The organism is Romboutsia lituseburensis (genome assembly GCF_024723825.1).
GTDB classification, from domain to species: Bacteria; Bacillota; Clostridia; order Peptostreptococcales; family Peptostreptococcaceae; genus Romboutsia_F; species Romboutsia_F lituseburensis_A.
This window is the reverse complement of the sequence record NZ_JANQBQ010000001.1, coordinates 3,350,242-3,370,568: the sequence shown is the minus strand read 5'-3', so window position 1 is coordinate 3,370,568 and position 20,327 is coordinate 3,350,242. Positions and strand designations below refer to the sequence as shown.

Annotated in this window: 17 protein-coding genes and 1 riboswitch; of the genes, 1 reads left to right on the top strand and 16 read right to left on the bottom strand. The window is 25.3% G+C overall.

Annotated elements, in window-relative coordinates:
- Nucleotide 1: 1 nt before the first annotated feature.
- The 5 genes from fliF to NWE74_RS16210 all read right to left on the bottom strand — a co-directional run bounded on the left by fliF (nt 2) and on the right by NWE74_RS16210 (nt 4,076).
- The gene (gene fliF / locus NWE74_RS16230; RefSeq protein WP_258244012.1) at nt 2–1,555 is read right to left on the bottom strand and encodes a flagellar basal-body MS-ring/collar protein FliF; all 1,554 of its coding nucleotides are present in this window, start codon (nt 1,553–1,555) and stop codon (nt 2–4) included.
- 22 nt (nt 1,556–1,577) lie between these two features.
- The gene (gene fliE, locus NWE74_RS16225) at nt 1,578–1,901 is read right to left on the bottom strand and encodes a flagellar hook-basal body complex protein FliE (protein ID WP_258244011.1); all 324 of its coding nucleotides are present in this window, start codon (nt 1,899–1,901) and stop codon (nt 1,578–1,580) included.
- An 18-nt stretch (nt 1,902–1,919) separates the two neighbouring features.
- On the bottom strand, nt 1,920–2,324 hold the full coding sequence (gene flgC, locus NWE74_RS16220; RefSeq protein ID WP_258244010.1) for a flagellar basal body rod protein FlgC: 405 nt from the start codon (nt 2,322–2,324) through the stop codon (nt 1,920–1,922).
- A gap of 4 nt (nt 2,325–2,328) precedes the next feature.
- Nucleotides 2,329–2,652 carry a flagellar basal body protein gene (locus NWE74_RS16215; protein WP_258244009.1) on the bottom strand — a complete coding sequence of 108 codons (324 nt, stop codon included), beginning with the start codon at nt 2,650–2,652 and terminating at the stop codon, nt 2,329–2,331.
- A gap of 451 nt (nt 2,653–3,103) precedes the next feature.
- Nucleotides 3,104–3,189: riboswitch (cyclic di-GMP riboswitch) on the bottom strand.
- 236 nt (nt 3,190–3,425) lie between these two features.
- Nucleotides 3,426–4,076, bottom strand: coding sequence for a hypothetical protein (locus tag NWE74_RS16210; protein ID WP_258244008.1), 651 nt, complete (start codon nt 4,074–4,076; stop codon nt 3,426–3,428).
- A gap of 216 nt (nt 4,077–4,292) precedes the next feature.
- Between NWE74_RS16210 and NWE74_RS16205 the strand changes: the two genes are divergently transcribed.
- A complete protein-coding gene (locus tag NWE74_RS16205) occupies nt 4,293–5,363 on the top strand; it encodes a glycosyltransferase family 2 protein (protein WP_258244007.1) in 1,071 nt (356 codons plus the stop codon).
- Nucleotides 5,364–5,436: 73 nt separating this feature from the next.
- On the opposite strand, the gene NWE74_RS16200 is transcribed toward NWE74_RS16205, so the two are convergent.
- The 11 genes from NWE74_RS16200 to NWE74_RS16150 form a co-directional block, all read right to left on the bottom strand.
- Nucleotides 5,437–6,135: a sugar phosphate nucleotidyltransferase gene (locus tag NWE74_RS16200; protein WP_258244006.1), complete on the bottom strand. Its 699-nt coding sequence runs from the start codon at nt 6,133–6,135 to the stop codon at nt 5,437–5,439.
- Nucleotides 6,136–6,153: 18 nt separating this feature from the next.
- Nucleotides 6,154–7,083 (bottom strand): DMT family transporter, encoded by a 930-nt coding sequence (locus NWE74_RS16195; protein WP_258244005.1) that lies wholly within the window; start codon nt 7,081–7,083, stop codon nt 6,154–6,156.
- 20 nt (nt 7,084–7,103) lie between these two features.
- Nucleotides 7,104–8,000, bottom strand: coding sequence for a phosphotransferase (locus tag NWE74_RS16190; RefSeq protein ID WP_258244004.1), 897 nt, complete (start codon nt 7,998–8,000; stop codon nt 7,104–7,106).
- Nucleotides 8,001–8,157: 157 nt separating this feature from the next.
- Nucleotides 8,158–9,633 carry a hypothetical protein gene (locus NWE74_RS16185; RefSeq protein WP_258244003.1) on the bottom strand — a complete coding sequence of 492 codons (1,476 nt, stop codon included), beginning with the start codon at nt 9,631–9,633 and terminating at the stop codon, nt 8,158–8,160.
- Between the two features lie 31 nt (nt 9,634–9,664).
- On the bottom strand, nt 9,665–11,497 hold the full coding sequence (locus tag NWE74_RS16180; RefSeq protein ID WP_258244002.1) for a CDP-glycerol glycerophosphotransferase family protein: 1,833 nt from the start codon (nt 11,495–11,497) through the stop codon (nt 9,665–9,667).
- A 153-nt stretch (nt 11,498–11,650) separates the two neighbouring features.
- Nucleotides 11,651–12,961 carry a lipopolysaccharide biosynthesis protein RfbH gene (gene rfbH / locus NWE74_RS16175; protein ID WP_258244001.1) on the bottom strand — a complete coding sequence of 437 codons (1,311 nt, stop codon included), beginning with the start codon at nt 12,959–12,961 and terminating at the stop codon, nt 11,651–11,653.
- A gap of 18 nt (nt 12,962–12,979) precedes the next feature.
- Entirely contained in the window at nt 12,980–14,656 is a 1,677-nt protein-coding gene (locus NWE74_RS16170) for a glycosyltransferase (protein WP_258244000.1), read from the bottom strand.
- Nucleotides 14,657–14,951: 295 nt separating this feature from the next.
- Nucleotides 14,952–15,899: an FkbM family methyltransferase gene (locus tag NWE74_RS16165; RefSeq protein ID WP_258243999.1), complete on the bottom strand. Its 948-nt coding sequence runs from the start codon at nt 15,897–15,899 to the stop codon at nt 14,952–14,954.
- 17 nt (nt 15,900–15,916) lie between these two features.
- Nucleotides 15,917–17,038 (bottom strand): FkbM family methyltransferase, encoded by a 1,122-nt coding sequence (locus NWE74_RS16160; RefSeq protein WP_258243998.1) that lies wholly within the window; start codon nt 17,036–17,038, stop codon nt 15,917–15,919.
- Between the two features lies 1 nt (nt 17,039).
- Complete coding sequence (locus NWE74_RS16155; RefSeq protein WP_258243997.1) at nt 17,040–18,098, bottom strand: NAD-dependent epimerase/dehydratase family protein; 1,059 nt, start codon at nt 18,096–18,098, stop codon at nt 17,040–17,042.
- Nucleotides 18,099–18,136: 38 nt separating this feature from the next.
- Nucleotides 18,137–20,317, bottom strand: a complete 2,181-nt coding sequence (locus NWE74_RS16150; protein ID WP_258243996.1) for an HAD family hydrolase — start codon at nt 20,315–20,317, stop codon at nt 18,137–18,139.
- Nucleotides 20,318–20,327 lie beyond the last annotated feature (10 nt).

The window sequence follows — 20,327 nt, the reverse complement described above, 5'->3', positions numbered from 1 at the left end:
TCTAATCATTTAACCACTTATTAATTAACTCTGTTACTTGTTCTGGGTTCTCTGAAGCATAAATTTTCACTTCTTCTTCAAGAGTTATATTTTCCTCTTCTTCATCGCCTTCAGTAATTCTATTTTTTTCCATCTCTTCTAATTTTTTATTAATTAAATCAATTTCAGCATCTTCATCGAAATCTTCATCTATTTTAGCTTTATCTCTCTTCTTAATTACATACATTGCTATTAGTGCAATAACTATTAGTAATAATAAAATACCTACTATGTAGCCTGTTGTTTTTAACACTTTAACAACTCCTTCATCTTCAGCTTTGGCATCCTTTGCACCATTAAATTCACCAAAGTCCATAGCTACAACTGCAACATCGTCGCCTCTAGCATTATCCATCCCTATAGTATTAGCAACCATGTCCTTTATGTTTTTTGTAGCTCCAGCATCTAATTTCCCATCTATCGCAACAGATGCCGTTATTCTATTTACTTCGCCTTGAGCTTTTATTGTTTTTGTTTCTATTTTTCCAACTTCATATTCAGTGTTTTGTTCTTTACTTTCTACTGTCCCTTTTTTGCTGTTACCTGCATTGTTCATGTTGTTATCTACAGCTCCACCAGTGTTTCCTTGTTCAGTAGATTTATTTTCACTTTTCGATTCTTTTACAATTACTTTTTCTGGATCTATTTTTATTTCTGTTTTTTCATTACTATCAAAGTTTAAGTCTGCATTTACAGTCGCTTTAACTTTCCCTTCTCCAAATATCGGTTCAAGTAAGCTAACTATAGATCTTTCTAAATCTTTATTTAATTCTTTTTCTGATTTCCTTGCAATATCTATTCCATTTGATTTTGAAGAGTTTATTTTTCCATCTTCATCAAACAATCCTTCCGATAATAAATTCATATTTTGATCTATTACTTCAACATTTTGCTTAGGTATATTCATATTACTTGCTGAAACTAATGACATTATTGATCTTATTTGATTCGGTTCTAAAGATGCTCCTGGTTTTAGACTTATAGATACTGCAGCTGATCCAGGAATACTTTCTTTAGCAAATACAGATTCTTCACCTTTGTTTATATGTACTCTCGCATCTGCCACTTGCGGGAAAGTTTTTATTGTTTTTTCAATTTCCCCTTGGATCATTCTTTGTTTTTTTATTTGGAATTCTTCATCTGTAAGCCCAAAAGATGAGCCTTCATCCATTATTTCAAATCCCGCTGAACCATTTTTGATATTATTAGATAATTCAAGTCTTAATTTATCAACTTGATCTTTAGGAACATAAATGCTATTCCCTTCTATTTTAGTTTCAACCTTTTTATTTTCAAGTTCTTTTGTAATAGCTGTCGCATCGTTAGCATCTAACCCAGAGAAAAGTACTTTATATTTACTATCATTAGCATATTTTATTCCAAATCCTCCTGCTAGGATAACAGCTATAACACCTATTATTATTGCGATTTTTTTAGTTTTTTTAAGTTCTTTAAATTGACCTGCTTTTGTTGTTATAAAGTCTTTTATATTTTGTGTAATTTCTTTTACATTCATCTATTTACTCCTTGTTAATAGACTACAATTGTACTCTATTGAGCTCTTGATAAGCATCAAATAATTTATTTCTAACTTCTAGCATAAGTTGCATTGACATTTGAGATTCTTGTACAGATAACATAACATCATGCATTGTTATGTCCTCACCTTTTATAAGACTTTCTATACTGTTATTTGCATTAACTTGACTGTCATTAACTTTATTTACAGCCTCTTTTATAACATCATCAAATTTTAATTTAGAACTTTTTTCTTCCACTGTTTTTTCAGCAGTTATAGGATTATTTTTTATACTATTTGCAAATATATCTGAGTTCATCCCTATACTATTTATAGCTTGCATACCATCACCTCTTTAAAATTATCTTCCTATTTCTAAAGCTTTCGATATCATACCTTTTTGAGCATTTAATGTATCTATATTTGATTCGTAAGCTCTAGATGCAGATATTAAATCTGACATTTCAACTAATAAATCTACATTAGGATACTCTACGTAACCTTGTTCATCCGCATCCGGATGATTAGGCTCATATAGTTTTCTAAGTGGAGATTTATCTTCTTCTATTGCTACTGTCTTAACCCCTAACATACCTAGTTTTTCATCATAATTTTCCTCAAAACTAGCTACTTTACGTCTATATGCTCCACCCTCTTCTGTTCTAGTTGTTTTTACATTAGCTACATTAGATGATATAACATCCATTCTCATTCTTTCAGCCGATAAACCACTTGCGCTAATTCTCATACCGCTAAAAACACTCATTTAATTACCTCCCTGATATTACACTTTTTGTCATTGCTATTTTAGTATTAGTTAAACTAACTAATGCATTATACTGAAGAGTTGTAGCAGCTTGATTAACTTTTTCATTTTCTAAGTCAACATTATTCTTATCTTCTCTCATTATAGACCCTTCATCTGTTTTAACTTCTATCTTAGCATTGTCCATCTTACCTTTTAAAGTATCTTCAAATGTAACATATTTTCTTTTGTATCCTGGTGTATTTATATTTGTTATATTATTTGCAATAACTCTACCTCTTAGCTCAGTTGCATCTAAGCCCATTTTCATTAATCCATATATGTTCATAATCAACCTCCTTTTATTCAATCTAATTTAAAAAAACTACCCAAAAGAGTAGTTTGAATTACTTAGTAATTTTAAACATCGCTAACTTTCTAAATACAAACTAAACAAAGTTATAAAATCCAATTCCATTCTTTCTTTTATATGTCTATAAAATTGTCTAATATTGTTTATTTTTTGTTTTATTTCCACTACACAACATTATACACTTTTTTTAAAACTTATTCTACATTTTACGATATTTCTGACCTTTTTCGTTCGTTATTTTTCGACACTCTTCGACATCTATTTGTATTTTTATACAATTCATTTCAAACGATAAAGTTTCTTATTAAAACAATGTAATTTTTTTAGACTTTATAATTTTATTTTTGTGTTTTTTTACATAAAAAAATACTCTTATTAAAGAGTGTAAATTTTTTATCAGCAATGATAACAAAAAGTTTATTAACTCTTCGGCAGCTGGCTGGCATAGTTTTAAAAACCTTAGCCCCTATAGTTTTGCGTCCCTAAATTTCTCTAGGTTTGCCTATTAAATTTTTATTTAATCATAATTACTCACACTTTTTTCTCATACTACAGTGTAAACTTTTCCTACTACTATAGTATAATATATTTCGACTTTTATCAAGGTTTTATGCTGATTTTCTTTTTTTTTCATGTATTTTTTCCCATACTAATACCTAAAAATATTTTTATATAAATCCATGGTATATTTTTTAATTTATATATTGTAATTAGCTTTATAAAATAAAGTTTATTTTTGTTTAAATATTTTAAATTAGTATGTTTATAATTAAACCAGTTTCCATGTTACCTTCTATAAATATAAAATCTAAAGGATTTAATATTATTTCTTCTTTTATGTAATCTATTTGGTCTTTAGTATTATCTAACTTTGATTCACTTTTTTTGAGATATTCTTCTAATGATATAAGCTTTGTTTTTTGATGAGAAAGATTTTGTTTTACTTTTTTTATCTTATTAAGTGTATCATTTATTAATGATATGATTTGTTCTTTATCCTCTATATACTGATCTTTTTGATTTTGATTGGACTCAGATTTACTTTCTAATTCTTTTGCTTTTTTAGTTAATTGCTTTATTTTAATTTTTATATTTCTAGATTCTTTATTTAAATTGTTATTTTCTTGATGATATTTTGATTTTGCATAGTTTAAAGTTTTCTCTACTTCTTCTATATGTACTTCTTGGGATTGAATTAGTGTCATTTTATCCTGTAATCGTCTTTGGTCACTATTTATTACCTTTGATTTCATTTTTATTCTGTTATTTGTGTTGTTAGATACTTTTTGATCTTTTTTAAATAGTTTCTCTTTGTTAGATTGATTGTTTGGATCTAATAATTTAGGACTTATATTTGCATATAATGTCACTTGATAAATTTTATTTTTATCTATATTCATATTTATACTCCTAATATTTAAATTTATATTTTTTTAGTATTTAATCACTTATTATTTTACGGATTTATTTATATCAACTTTAATTTTTGAGAGTTTAATACTAAAATCAAAATAATAAAACTATAACTATTTTATATAAGTTATAAAAAATTTGTCGAATAAAAATATAGTCTTTGCTATAATTAATCTATATTTTAATAAAAGGGGGAACTCTCAATGAAAAGCTTAAGCTTAGTTATGATTGTAAAAAATGAAGAAAGTAACCTTCGAAGATGCTTAGAATCTGTTAAGGATATAGTCAATGAAATAGTAATTGTAGATACTGGTTCCACAGATAAAACAAAAGAAATTGCATTAGAATTTAATGCACAAATTTTTGATTATAAATGGGATAATGATTTTTCAAAAGCTAGAAATTTCGCTCTAAGCAATTCAAATAGTGACTGGAACTTAATTTTAGATGCTGATGAGTATATAGCTAATATAGATTTAGATAGCATAAGATATTTTATAAGCTATAATGATAGTACTATAGGTCAAGTAAAAATAGTAAGTTCTTTTGAACAAGATGGTGAAATTAAAAATTCAGAATCTTTTATATCTAGATTAACTCCTAAAGGAGTTTGGTTTGAAGGTGCTATACACGAACAGCTAAAAAGTGATTTTCCTAGGAAAATAGTTGATATAATATTAGAACATAATGGCTATTTAAATACTAATAAATTTGATAGAAATATATCTATATTATTAGATGAATTAAAAATAAAACCTAATGATTCATATTTACTTTATCAAACAGCAAGAACTTATTATGTTAATAAAATGTACTCTGAAGCCTCAACATATTTTAACAGTTTTTATAATTGCTTTAGTCCTGATACTGAGGAATTTGTAGCAGATGGCTTAATTACTTATATCTATACGCTTATTAAAACAAATGAATTTGAAAAAGGACTTGAAATTATTAATGATAATTTTGATTTATTAAAAAATTCTTCTGACTTTTACTTTGTATGTGGTGTGTTTTTTACCGAATTAGTTTCATCAAATCCAGAAAAATATATAAATTATTTTGAAAATATTGAGCTCTCTTATTTAGGTGCATTAGAAATTGGAAATAGTTTTTCTTATAATAGTGTTCAAGGTACTGGAAGTTATTTAGCTGCATTTAATTTAGGTTTGTTTTATGAACTTATAAACAATAAGGATAATGCTATAATGTATTATGAATTATCCGCTAAATATAATTATAAACGTGCTTTAGAAGCTCTTAATCGATTTAAATAAATATAAATTCCTTAAATTTAGTAGTAGCCAATAGATTAAAAATCCTTTTTTTACTATTGGCTTTCAATACTCTTTATATGCTATGCTGTTTATTGTATAAAAACTTATTTAAAGAGTTTAATTCACTTAAAGAATCAATTTCAAATGAATCATAACTATCTATTCTTTTAATTTGTATATCTAATTTTAATAAATTATCTTTGACAATATGATCCCAATATAAATCAAAAAATTTATCTAATTCTATAACTTTTTCTAACTCATTAACAATAATACTAGCATCCTTTTTATTCCAGTATGATATGCCAGATAATATGTACCCTTCTCCATCTCCTATAACTATATCTTTTACATTGTAATTATCATCAAATTCTAATATCCATTCATTTTTAAACCCATATTTATAACCACTAAAATAAGTAGATTTACTTATATCCTTATCTAAAAAATTTTTATACAAATAAACATCAGCATCTATTACATAGCTATCTCCCAAATATTCTCTAACTAAGTACATAGTATATATATTGTTATAAACATTAAACTTCTCATTATAAATAAGCTTGACATCATACTTATCTTTTAAGTATTCAAACTTCTCCCTTAAATAACCTACCACAACTATTATTTCATTTACTCCTATGTCTTTTAAAAAACTAATTTGTCTCTCTAACATAGGCTGTCCATTTATTTCCACTAAAGACTTCGGAGTAGTAAGTGTTAAGGGCCTCAATCTTGTACCCATTCCTGCAGCTAAAAGTATTGCTCTCATAAAAAATACTCCTTTAAACTAATTTTTTAAAACCATAATGGACCCTATTATTATAAGTACGCTGCATATAACTAATCTTAAAGTAACAGGACTATCAAAAATAAATATATTAAAGATTATAGCCCATATAGAATACGTTATATTTAATACAGTTGCCTTTACCGGTCCTATCGAATCTATTGATGTATAATAAAACATATACGAAGCAGTTCCCGCTAATGCAATAAAACAAATCCATCCCGAAATATTTGTAAATATAACTGTAACCGTACTAATTAATTCTATTCCACCTAATATATGTATTATTATACCATAGAATAATGTCGATACTAATTGTCTTATTTGAAGTGCTTGAGATGGACTAACTTCATTAGCCTTCATTCCATATGCGCAAATTATACTCTCTAAAGACCATCCTAATACACATACTAGTGCCAATGAAAACCCTAATAAGTAATTATCTCCACTTATTTTTTCAGATGAATATCCTAATATTATTACAGAAAGCATGATTATAGATAACCCTATAAATGCATTCTTATTTAATTTCTCTTTTAGAAATAAATATGCCCAAAATGATCCTATAGCTGGGTATATTGAAGATATGCTTGCGGTATATCCTACACCTATATATTTAACAGCTAATAAGTATGATGCCGTTCCTATAGGACCACCAAATATAGCTGCAATACATATAAACTTTCCACTTCTAGTCTTAATTGATTCGACTATCTGTGGTAGCTGTCTAGTAGCTGACATATATACCATCATCCATAAACTAGAAAACATATCATGCAGGAAAGAACTTATAAATGGAGCTAAAAATATAGCCGTTTGAGTTTCTACAAAGGAACTCTTGTTAAGAATTATACCTGTTAAAACAGTATCTAATCCCCATAGCATACCTGATATTATGCCTAAAGTTAATCCCTTACTCCTGCTAATCATATTTACTATACACTCCAAATCTAGTTAGTTATTTTTTTTAAATTAATTTTAGCTCTATTGTATCTATATTCTCCATAGGTCCCAAAATTGTCACCTTTAGCTTCTTTAATATTTGTCCAAATACTCCATAAAAAATCCTGGCAAATCTTATATATAAGTATTTTTTTTTTATATCTATCTTCTATTCTTCCTTCAAAATATAAACTTAAAAATAGCTCTTCTTCAGATTCTAAGAAACCACTCTCTAAAGAATGTGCTGCTAAATCCCACATTGGATCATTCATTCCTGAATACTCCCAGTCAACTAAGTACAATCTTTCATTATCCTTTACAAAATTTTCAGGAACAGTATCATTATGACACGGTACACTTTCTACACCTATTTGTTCAAGTATTTGTTTTAATTTTGTGACTTTACCTTTTACTAATGTGTAATCATCAAAGTTCTTACCATTATATTTTTTTAATAAAATTTCATACTCCTCTATTTTGCTAAACACATCAAATTCATTATTAAATTTAACGTTGGAATTATGAAGCTTTTTTAATATATTAGTTATTAGCTTCATATTATCTTCTCTTTTAGCAGTTTTAGGAGTAATTGTTTCAGCATTATTAATATATTTAGATACCTTTAAACCATTTTCTTCATTAAAATACAACATATTAGTATCTATTTCTAACTTATTTACAATTAAATTGTTATATTTTTCACTATATCTACTAATCATTTCTTTCGTTCCATTACCAGGTATTCTTAATATATAATTTTCATTTTTAATATTAACTTTAAAGTTTTTATTAGTCATACCTCCAATAGGATCTATACTATATATATCATGATTACTTAAACCTAACACTTCTGATAGTGTATCTTTTATTCTATTAATTTTATTGTCTTGATATTTTTTTTTCACTAAATCACCTCATAGTACTCACCTTTTAGATACACCCGTAAAAATTTACAACTAAAATAAATAGCTTTCATCTTACATAGTAAAGTCAATAGTTTAGAAATTACATTTCTACCACTATTGACCTTACTACGTGTCTTATCTATACTTATCTATATAGTTATATCTTATTATCTAAAATATCACTTAATAATAGTGTTATTTTTTTGCATCCTTGTTCGCTCATATGGTCAAAATCTATAAAATCATCTTCTTCAAATATATTTATTTTTGTAAAATCAACTAATTTGATTCCATATTTCTCATTTAACCTACTTATAATATTATAAAATTCATTTTCATATATTTTATTTATAAATTTTGTATAGTACTTGGTACTTGGAAATACAACTATTATAGGTTCTATATTATTTTCTTTTAAAAAGAATACAAATTCATCAAATATACTATTATATTCTTTTGATGTATCAGTATATCTTGATAAGTCATTATGTTGATTAGCTCTAAGCTCTCCTATTCTATACTTTTCATCATCACTAATCAAACTTAACTTAACACCTCTTAATATACTATTATTTTCTCTTGTCCAATTTTTATTAAAATATCCGTTATTTTCTCTATATATTAAATTTCTAAAATGATAATCTAAAAATTCTAAATTAAATATATACTCTATTACTTCATCTTTTAACGCATCTTTTAAGTACAATAAATTTACATCTTCTACGTTATTAGAATTATGTTTGTCTTTTAGTATTGGATAATATATATTTTTCACTAAGTTTTTAGAGTAATCACTTTTACACTTAGACAAATCGTGATTAACTAAATAATATCCAACACCTATTACACAATTTTTAATATTTTTATTCTTAACTATAATTTTTTTAGCCAATTTATAAGAATAATATAAATCTTGACTAGACAGCGCTAAACTTACAGAGTTACATGATAGTAACTTACAATCTATCCCTGTTAAAGGATATGAATTTCCAACTATCAATGTATTTAAATTTTCATTTTCACAATTTTCTATAGATTGCGATAAATAATTGTAGTCATAGTTTTCATAATATATTTTCTCAGTTATTTCAAACATATTGTTCATTAGCTTATCATAATAAATCACTTCATCAAAATATAAGCTAAAATCTATATTACAATGCATTGTTTCTTCACTTACTATTAAAACATTAATAATATTACTTTCATTATCTTTATTTTTTTGTATATAGTCATTAATATGTTCTATATGTATAAATTTTTTATTAAAGCACCTATCTTTTATATTATATTTATCTTTCCCATAAAAATATAAATTGATTTTTATACTATTTATATTTTTATAAAATTCATTCAATAATTGTATAAGTGTACTTAATCTATATTTTTTATCATTATACGCATTTATACTTTCGTTATTAAAACTTTCAATTATATCCACTATTGCATCTACTAGTTTATTAAATGAATCCATCGTACTATACTGAGTATTATTTTGTACAAAATCTGCCAATATATTAATTATATCTATTTCTATTTCTATAGTTATATCATCTTTACCTAATATACTTACAATTTTATTGATAAGCTCTTGTCCAACTATATATTTATATAAATTACACTTATTTTTCATCTAACTGTATCCTTTGCACATATTATTATATTTAACTTAGCACTCTATCTATAGTATCCCATACTCTCATAGTAGCTTTATCATCTTTATGATAATAAAAAATATCTCTGATAGTATTACGTTCTTTCTTATAATAGTTAGAATCATTAATACACTTAAGTATCTCTTTACTTAAATCATCTTGATTAGTAACTTTAGGTCCAGCTGCCCAAAAATCATACGGTTGCAGAATTATACCTCTTTCTTCTTCATATTTTTCCATATCTGTATTTACAAATATAGTGGGTTTATCCATAAATAAGAAATCCCCGTATATACTAGAATAATCTGTAATCAGCATATCTGCTGCATTTAAAATTTCATATAAATCTAACTCCGCTTTGTCTAAATCATCATTTGATATAAATATCATATTATCTAAATGGCGGTTCTTTACTTTAGAAGTAACCGTTCTTTCTTCTCCATGATGTACCTTTGATATGAAAATTATTTCATTATCAATTAAAAATTCATTGAATTTTTTATAATCGAAATTTTTTATTTTTATACTATCATTAAGTTCTTTTGAACCACTAACTAATCCAGTGTTTTCATGTATATAGAATGTAGGCATATTGAATACAACTTTTTTATTATTCAATGGTATTTTTAGTAATCTTTCTAAGTTTATTTTACCATCTGATAACACTAGAGTATCAGTTCTAGGATTTCCAGTTATTTCGTATTTATTTTCTGGAACGGCTGCAAAAGAACTCAGTAGTATCATAGACATTGTAGATATTGTACATATTTTATCTATTTTTGTGTATTCTTCTGGTGTAAATGAAAATTGTTTATTTTTCTTATCCATTAATCCACAACCTTTAAAACCTACTTCCCCATGACCCACTTCAATATTATAAGTAAACTTAGGATAGCTTGTAAATGTATTAAATCCTGATACAGTTACAGATGATAGTAAAGGAACCTTCACAACATTTTCTATACTAAAAACATCTACTCCATTTATAATATTTAATTTATATTTTTCTTTATATTTTTGTGGCATATAATTGATAAGAGCATATACATTTGAATCTGCTGCATTAAATTTATTTAATGTTACAGTTTTTTTATAATCTTTATTTTTCAAATGTCTCATATCTTGTTGATCAATTTCTACTAAGTCCCAAGTCCTATTGTTTTCTACCATAATAAAACAACAATCTACACCTTTTGATGCAATGTCTCTAGTTTTATTTATATAATTCACATCGTACTTTATCATTATGTTAAGTTGTAAATTTTCTTTTATTTTTATATAATCTGATATACTTAAAATTTCTTTATTTGTTAATAAATAATCTTCATTTACAAACGCCCATAATTTATCTATATTTTTATCGTTAATATAACTTATGTAATTTTCATCTATATCTTCAAACATAGTTGATATATATTTTATAAAACTTAAGTTTTTAATATTTATGTTATTATTATTCTTTACTTGTTTTATTAAGTTGATATACTCACAATACAATAATTCATCATTAAATATATCAATTAATTCATTTTCAAAATTTATATCATCAGTATACTTTAAAGCTAGCCCTGAATATAGTGCAGCTTTCATCTTTTCTCTAGTAATTTTATAAATATATACTAAGTTAAAATAAGAATCTAAATAATCATTTTTTATATTTATTGATTTTATATAACATTTTATAGCTGCATCATATTCTTGAATTTTATAACATAGAATACCTCTTAAATTCCAATATTGCGCACTGTTTAAAAGCTCATCTTCATTTTCAACTATAGTTTTGTATGCAAGCTCTATATCATTTTCAATTATACATCTTTGTATTTCATTTATAATATCCATATTCATCCGCCTTATATGTAGTACATTTTATTTAATAAACTTGTTTTTTTCCTTCAATTCTAAAACAATTACTTCTTTACAGTCATTAAATATTTAAATATAAAATTTTATAGATATTACTATTGATTTGATATTTAATTTATTAAATGTAACTTATTTATTATATGAGAAAAATTCATTAAATTTATATATTATATATGTTATGCATTCATCTGTTATCCCTGGCCAAACACCTATCCAAAAAGTATTTTCCATTATAATATCTGTATTTTCTAAGTTACCTATTACCTTATATTCATAATTATTTTCTGTAAATACAGGCTGTTTTAAAATGTTTCCTGCAAATAATAATCTTGTACCTATTTTGCTTAATTCTAAAAATTCAACTAAATCATTTCTATTATATTTATCATTTTCTTTTAAAGTTATAGGAAAACCGAACCAACTTGGTTCACTATTTTTCGTTGCTTTTGGCAATATAATAAATTCATCTAAATGACTTAGCCCTTTATAAAGCTTTTCAAAATTTTCATTTCGTTTTTCTATAAATCCATTCAATTTTTTAAGTTGAGAAACCCCTATAGCAGCTTGCATATCTGTCACTTTTAAATTATACCCTAAATGAGAATAAACATATTTATGATCATAACCTAACGGTAAATCACCATGTTTTTGAGTGAATCTATTATTACATACATTATCTTTACCCGGTGGACAAATACAATCTCTTCCCCAGTCTCTGATTGAAGTTATTAATTTATGTAATAATGGATCATTTGTTACTACAGCTCCCCCTTCCCCCATAGTTATATGATGAGCTGGATAAAAGCTAAACGTTCCTATATGGCCAATTGTACCAGTATATTTTCCATTATACTTAGATCCTAAAGCATCACAACTATCTTCTATTACCCATAAATTATATTTTTTTGCTAATTCCATAATTTTGTCTAAATTAAATGGATTTCCTAGTGTATGTGCCATAAATATAGCCTTGGTCTTCTCAGATATAGCTTTTTCTATATCTTCAACTTTATAATCATAAGTTTCTAAGTCTACATCTATAAATACAGGTACCATTCCATTTTGTATTATAGGTGATATAGTAGTTGGGAATCCAGCAGCTACAGTTATAACTTCATCACCATCTTTTAGCCTTCTTTCTCCTAACTTATGAGATGTTAAAGCTGTAAATGCAACTAAATTTGCAGATGAACCTGAATTTACTAAGCTACAATGCTTCACTTCTAGAAATCTAGAAAATTCTCTTTCAAACTCATCCGAGTATCTACCAGCTGTAAGCCACATATCAAGAGATGAGTCAACCAAATTAACTAAGTCATTTTCATCTAATATTTTCCCTGAAACAGGTATATAAGTTTTACTTGGTTCAAATTTTTTAACACCATTATTTTCACTATAAAATTCTTTAACACTATCTAATATTTTTTTTCTGCCAGTCATTTTCATTTCTCCATATTCCTATAAAATAATCCAATTTCCAGATTCAGTAAAGCTATATCCTATCTTTTTTAATTCTACTCTTACATCTAAATCAGGTATATTCATAGCGATTGTTCCACCATCACTAATATATACTTGTAAATTTCTTAGCGTCTGAACTACATTCTCACATGTGTCTAGCTGTCCTTCAAATATAATATAGTTAAACTTCATATTATTTAAAATTTCATATAAATTACTTAAATCTTTAATACAGTATGCTTCATCTGATACACCTTTTAAATCTTCAAAATATTGTTTTTCGTCAGTTACATTATAGATTTTAGTATCTAAGCTGTAACTTTCCTCTTTAATTCGATCTTTTATTTTAAGTGGATTGCTTCCCATTCCACAGTTTATACCAAGTATTTTTACATCTTTTTTATAATTATATTGTAATGCTTTGATTAGATTATAATCAGGTGTAAAACCTTTTGACCAAGGATCTATGCCGAATGTATTATAAAATTCTATTCTGCCTGATTTATAAAACTCATCTGCCCCAACACGTCCATTTTCATCCTCGTAAGAATTAATTTCCTCACTTAATGTTACACTCCCAAAATGATGACAATATGCATCCTTAGCCAACATCATTTTATATCCATTTCGCCTTAATATCATAGATACTTTATCGTCGGGGAAAGACATCATATTATTAGTATGGAAGTATCCACCTGGTGTAATTCCTTTTGATGATATCCATATACTTGATTTTTTTAAATCTATAGGGTTGCATAATCTGCATTTTTGTTCCCATCTATATTTATTACTTATGTTATTTTTTTTAGCAAATTCATGCATTTCATCCATATTAGTATATTTTGCATCTATAGTTTGATCATTACTAACATTTGGTGTAGTAGGTACTACCCATGCTATATCTGTATCTGATTCCATACATTTTAACATATTTTCTATAGCATTCTCTGTAACTATGACATCATTACTAATTAGAGAAAAATACTTACCTTCCACAATTCTATCTATTACGGTTGGCGACCCTCCATTTTTTAGTAAATCTAATTGTTTTGTAGGTTCTATGGATTTAAAGTATTCTTCCGTATCATCCGTAGAACCATGATTTACTAAAATCAATTCATAATTTAAATTTTGTGGTATACATTTTAATAGGTTTTCTATGCATAGTTTTGTATAACTTAATTTATTATATCCTAATACAATTACAGATAAATCATACTTAAAATCACCTTTTTTTTCAGCCTCATCTATATACTTATTAAAAAATAATTTTGCAACATCGTTTTTGTAATAATTTTCCATTTTATTCTTATCTGGATAAATACTTCCCCAAAAATATAGCTGTAAATACATATCCTCTAATATGGGTGTTAATTCAAATTCAATTTTATCTAAGATTTTTATAGATCTTGATTTTGAAAATTTTATTATTTTTTGTAGAGAATAAATAGCATTCTCACACGCTAAGTCTACATTAATAACTATATTTTCTTCTTTTTTTATTTCAATTACAGTATTATATATACTATTTATTGCAATATGCATATCATCTGATACAATAGCAAAACTATTGTAATTTTTATTTTTCGCAGCATTATATAAATATTGAGATGCTTCTAGAAGGGTATTTATCATATCTAGCATATTTTTAACTAATATTTGATCTTTTATCATCTCTAATCTCCTTTATGTAACTAAATATTCAATTTTTACTATTTTAGCTAATAATAAACTTTATTTAAATATATCAAGTTTAATTTATAAAATTCTATATTAAACTTATATGTATCTCTACGAACTTAATATTATTACTTTCATATCTTTATATTTATGTAATCATTTTTGTATTAAACTTCTATTTGAATTGATAAAACATACCTATTTTATTAATTATACTGACTTTAAATATCAATTTAATTATATTTATTTATTCTACTTTTCTATATTTAAATAAACTAAAACACTTAAATTAGTAATTATCTATTTTTAATAGGCTAATTATATCTTTATGCTTTTCTTTATGTAAGAAAAAATAATTTTTTTCAACAGTTTCTTCATCTACCTTACTAAATTCAACTATATTTTGATTCTTAATAATATAACATCCATATCCTATGTTTGTAAATAAATCAATAATATCATTTGGATGATATCCAAATTTTGCAGACCATTTTCTAAGCATTTCTGAGAAAACAACTGGTTTAAACTTTGTTATACTTTTTATACCACCTTCATAAACAAATAACTCTGATCCTTCTACATCACACTTTATAAAATCAATTCTTTCTATATTATTTTCTTTTACAAAATCATCTAATCTCATAAGATTGCAATTTACTTTTTTAGTTGTTTCTAAATTTCTTAAATTAGCGATTGAAGATGCTCCTGAACCAGTAATATCAAAATAAAATTCTTCTACTTTATTTTGGTTAAATAAACCTATATTAAATACATACTGACTATCTATATTATTAAGTTTTAAATTTTCTTTTAATATTTCATACGTCTCCTTTATCGGTTCAAATGAGTAAATTTTTCTATCTCTTTTATCAAGTAATATATTAATAGTATACCATCCCAGATTAGCTCCTACATCTAACACAACACTATTCTCTTCAAGATAACTTAATACTTTTAAGCTCATATTTAATTCTTCAGATTCATACTCACCATTATTTAATACGCTAGCTGCTATTGATCCTTCATCAGTATCATAAAGTTTCATTTTTACTATATTATCTTTACTTTTTATAGATACGACTACACTGTCTTTATTTATAGTTATATCTTCCACTAAAGATCCATTTAATAAAGTTACATACTCTAACAAAATTTCATGCACTTTAAACATATTATGTCCATATTCATTTTTACTAATTTCACCATTTTTATACTGATTTACTATTTCTTTTATCATGTTTTTCCTCTTATATTTTATATTTTAGGTATTGCATAACACACTGTTTCAATCAACATATTCGTATGATGCCTTATATATATTTTATGCTCTGGCAACATATCTTTTAACATTAATGGAATTTCCCATAAATCACTCGCACTGTGATATACACATATGGCTAGCTTAGGTTTATGCCTTTTTATAGTTTTTTCTGCACCTATAATTGCATCTATTTCAGCACCTTCAATATCCATTTTTATAAATGAAACTTTATTTTCATTAAGCATATTATCTATACTATCTACTTTTCCTACGCATTCTCCTATATCCGTTATAAGTGAAGCTGATTCTTCATCGCAATAATTAACTACACCCTTTTTATTAGAAGTCCCTGTGTTATATGTAATTATTTTTTCTCTTATATTATTATCTAATTTATTAATATTTTTTTTCAAATCTATATAAACCTTTTCATTTAATTCAAATAAATAAGCATTTTTAAATTTATGATTTGTATTTTTTAAAAATTCTAAAAGAGTATCACCTGTATATGCACCAGCATCAAGAAATACTTCATCATCAGATAAATTCACTAAATCATCTAAGAAATATTGATTTTGTGAATATATATCATTAAATTCCCCATACATAATTTCATTAGAAGACCATCCTTTAACAATCTTGCATATGATATTCTTTGACTCATCATCATCTAATATGTCTATTAACTCATATAATTTATTACTAATATAATTTTTACCTACTCTTTCAAAGTAGTTATCTATCTCAAATTTATTTATATACACACGTTCTATATTTTTAATATCATTTTGTATCAGTTGATCATATATATCACTATCATGCATAGCTGTTGAAATTAATACTATAGTTTCATCTTTAATTTCTAAAAGTTTATCAAAAGATATACATTCTATTGAATTAAAATTACTACCCACCTTATTAACATCGTTATCGCATAAAAAATCTATTTTTATATTTTGATGCTGAAGCTCATTAACTGTTGACTTTCCAATTGCACCCATTCCAAATGAACAAACATATTTATAGTTTTTAAATTTTTGTTTTAAATATTCCACATATTTCTCATTATTTTTTTTGTCTAAATATCTATCTATTTTTTCTTTATATATATTCATATTAATTCTCGCCTCCGCTAAAACTGTCTATAGTCCTTCTAAATCCTTCTTCTATGCTTATTTTAGGATTCCAACCTAGTTTTTTTATCTTTTCTATATTTAAAGATACACAACCTTTAGTTTTACTTCGTAAATCTTTTTCATTAGGATCACTATAATATATAATATCTAGTTTTTTATTATAAAAAACTTCATTGACTAAAATTTCAGCTAATTCACTTATTGAGATAAAATAATCATTATTTGTCAGGTTATATGCTTCTCCATTATTTCCATTCAATAAAACTAAAAAGAATCCTATGATAGCATCAGAAATATAACAAAATGCCCTCTTAGAAGTTCCATCACTTTTTATGATTAAAGCCTCATTATCTAGTATTGATTTAGCAAAATCTGAAAAAACCCTACCATCATTTATGTCTATACCTGGTCCATATGTATGACCTATTCTAACTATTTTTGTAGGTATATTAAACTGTTTGTGGTAAGAATAACACATATTTTCTCCCATGCGCTTACTTTCTGAATAGCAGTTTCTTATATCTAATGGATCTAGTCCAAAGCTTTGATTTTCAGTAATAAAATCTTTTGCAGAATCTAGATTACCATATATAGCTCCGCTACTGAAAAACACAAATCCTTCTACATCTTTTTTATTAGCATATTCAAGTAAATTATATGTACCTATCGCATTAGCACCGATTACTCCAACAGGGTTTATCCCAAATTCACGGGTATTTGCTATACTAGCTGCATGGAAAATATAATCAATTTTATCATCATATTCTATAGTTTCTTTTACATCTTGAATCAATAGATTAAAGTATTGTTTATTTAAATAATTTTTAAATTTTGCTTTTGCCTTTAATTCATTTCTACATAATGCTACTATCTTACACTTATCATCTAATATATTTTCATTTATATAGCATAGCGTTTCTACTATATATCCACTTATAAATCCATTAGCTCCCGTTATCATAACAGATTTACCTTCAAATTCTTTCACTGGTATATTATTTATAATATACTTTATATCCTCTTCTATTATCTTGTTCATATATGCCCCTCTTTACTTTTTTGTATGCTTATAAAATATTAACTTGGCCATACATAATCTTCTTTTTCACAGTCATATTCATTCTCATTATAAAAAGATTTTTTAATATTAGTATCTACAATACATTTATTAGACATCAATAAACCTAAGATTTCATCAACTAATTTATTATCAATATTGTAGCTTATAATATTATTATCCATTGATAATGTATCTTTTATAAATGATCTAATTCCATCGTGAACTTTACTTATTTTTGAAAAATTACGATTACTCTTTTTATGATCTTCATATATAAAAGTAGAATCTTTTTCATACTTTATTAATGTATTATTTTCATCAGTCAAAATACTTTCAATGAAAAAATAGTATTTTTGCAAATTATTATTGGTGTTAAATTCATTAATATTTCCAAATAAAGAGTCTATATATCTAAAATCATTATAAAACCTATTTGGTATACTATTGCTTGCAAAATACAATCCATCTATAGATTTATTTAAAAATTTAGAAATATAGTATTGTATAGTTCCTGATGATACAAAATCAAAAACACATATATTGTCAGAATAATTAACGTTTATGTGTTTTAAATAATTTTTATATGCATTTGCTTCAGCCTCAGCGTTACTAATTATTTCATCCTTATAAGAAAATATATATTTTCTTAATTCTTCATAATCACTATCTACAGTTACAAGTTCTTCTGACTCATAATCATCTAAAGAGGCTTTAACACCAAATCTTGATTTTAGCAATTGACCCTTAGTCCCTTTAAATAATTTTTTTAAAATAAATTCAATATCATTTTCATTTTCTATTGTAGGAATTGTAGCTGCTCTTCTAGATGTCTTAAAATATATGCTTTCTGCATTAATATCTATATTAATAGTATCTATGATTAAATCATAGATTTCCTTTATTAAATACCCGTCTCTAGCACAAAATAGTATTTTAGTATAATTAGCCTTTTTAACTTTATCAATAAACCATAATGTAAACTTTAAGATCAAAGGACCAATAAATAAATATCCCATTTGGTAAATATCCTCTATATGCAAAATCCCCTTAGTCTCATTTAAAATAAATGGATTATTAAACATACTTGATGCAAATAATCCAAGTATAATATTGTTATCAATATTACTAGTGTCTACTAGCAACTCTTTAAAACTAGAATGCATAAAAAGCTCATAACTGCTAAATACATGAAATGTATCTATATTATATATTTTAGCCATCTTTATATCTACTCTAGGATTATCACCTATATGTAGCATCTTTTTATTTTTATTTAATTTAGCATAATATTCAAACATTTTACCACTAGCTTTGCTTTTTCCACAATCAGATGATATTATTAATTTTTTATATCCGTAAATTTTGCACTTTTTTAAAAACTTTTCTAAAACATCATATGAAAAATACATATCAGATAATAAATATATTTTTTTATTTTTATCTAACGCATATTTATATATATCAACCATTTCATGTCTAGGTATTATGCAGTTCAGTTCTGTTTCTATTTCTATTTTTTTTATCTCTTCCAATAAATCATTATCTATGTTTAATTTATTTTTTAATTCTCTATAGATTTCATCAAACTTTGGAGCTTCATTTTTTTCATTTAATTCTCTCTCACACTGAACTCTTATATTTTTAAAATCTAATTTAATGCTATTTTCTTCATATAGCTTACGCTCTACTATTTCAAAAATATTTTGTGGTTTAAGAGTTTTTCTCATTATAATAGTGTCAAATACATCAAATGAAATTATTTCATTTTCATCTATTTTAGCCATTAACTGTTCTTTATTTATTTTCCAATAATCAATGTCATCAACTATAAATTCTTTATTTTTGTTAGAAATAAGATCCCCATCTACTGTATATATATGTATGCCATATTCTTTTTCTATAAATTCTATCCTCTTATATATAAGATTTACTATACTTTTTCTAGCTACAATAACAATCATATCTACATTTTTTATAACTTCATCGTATGATAAAACTTTTTTACCAAAAAAATATTGTCCTACATTTTCAGCATCCATAAGTCCTAAGATATTAAATCCGTCTATATTATCCAGAATATTTTTAGTGTTTATTCCTATTCCATAAAGAGCTATTGATTTTTCCTTATACTTAGTAAAATTTTCTATAAAACTTTCTATAACATATTTACTCTCAACAGGTAATACCTCTGTATCCATTCATTCTTCT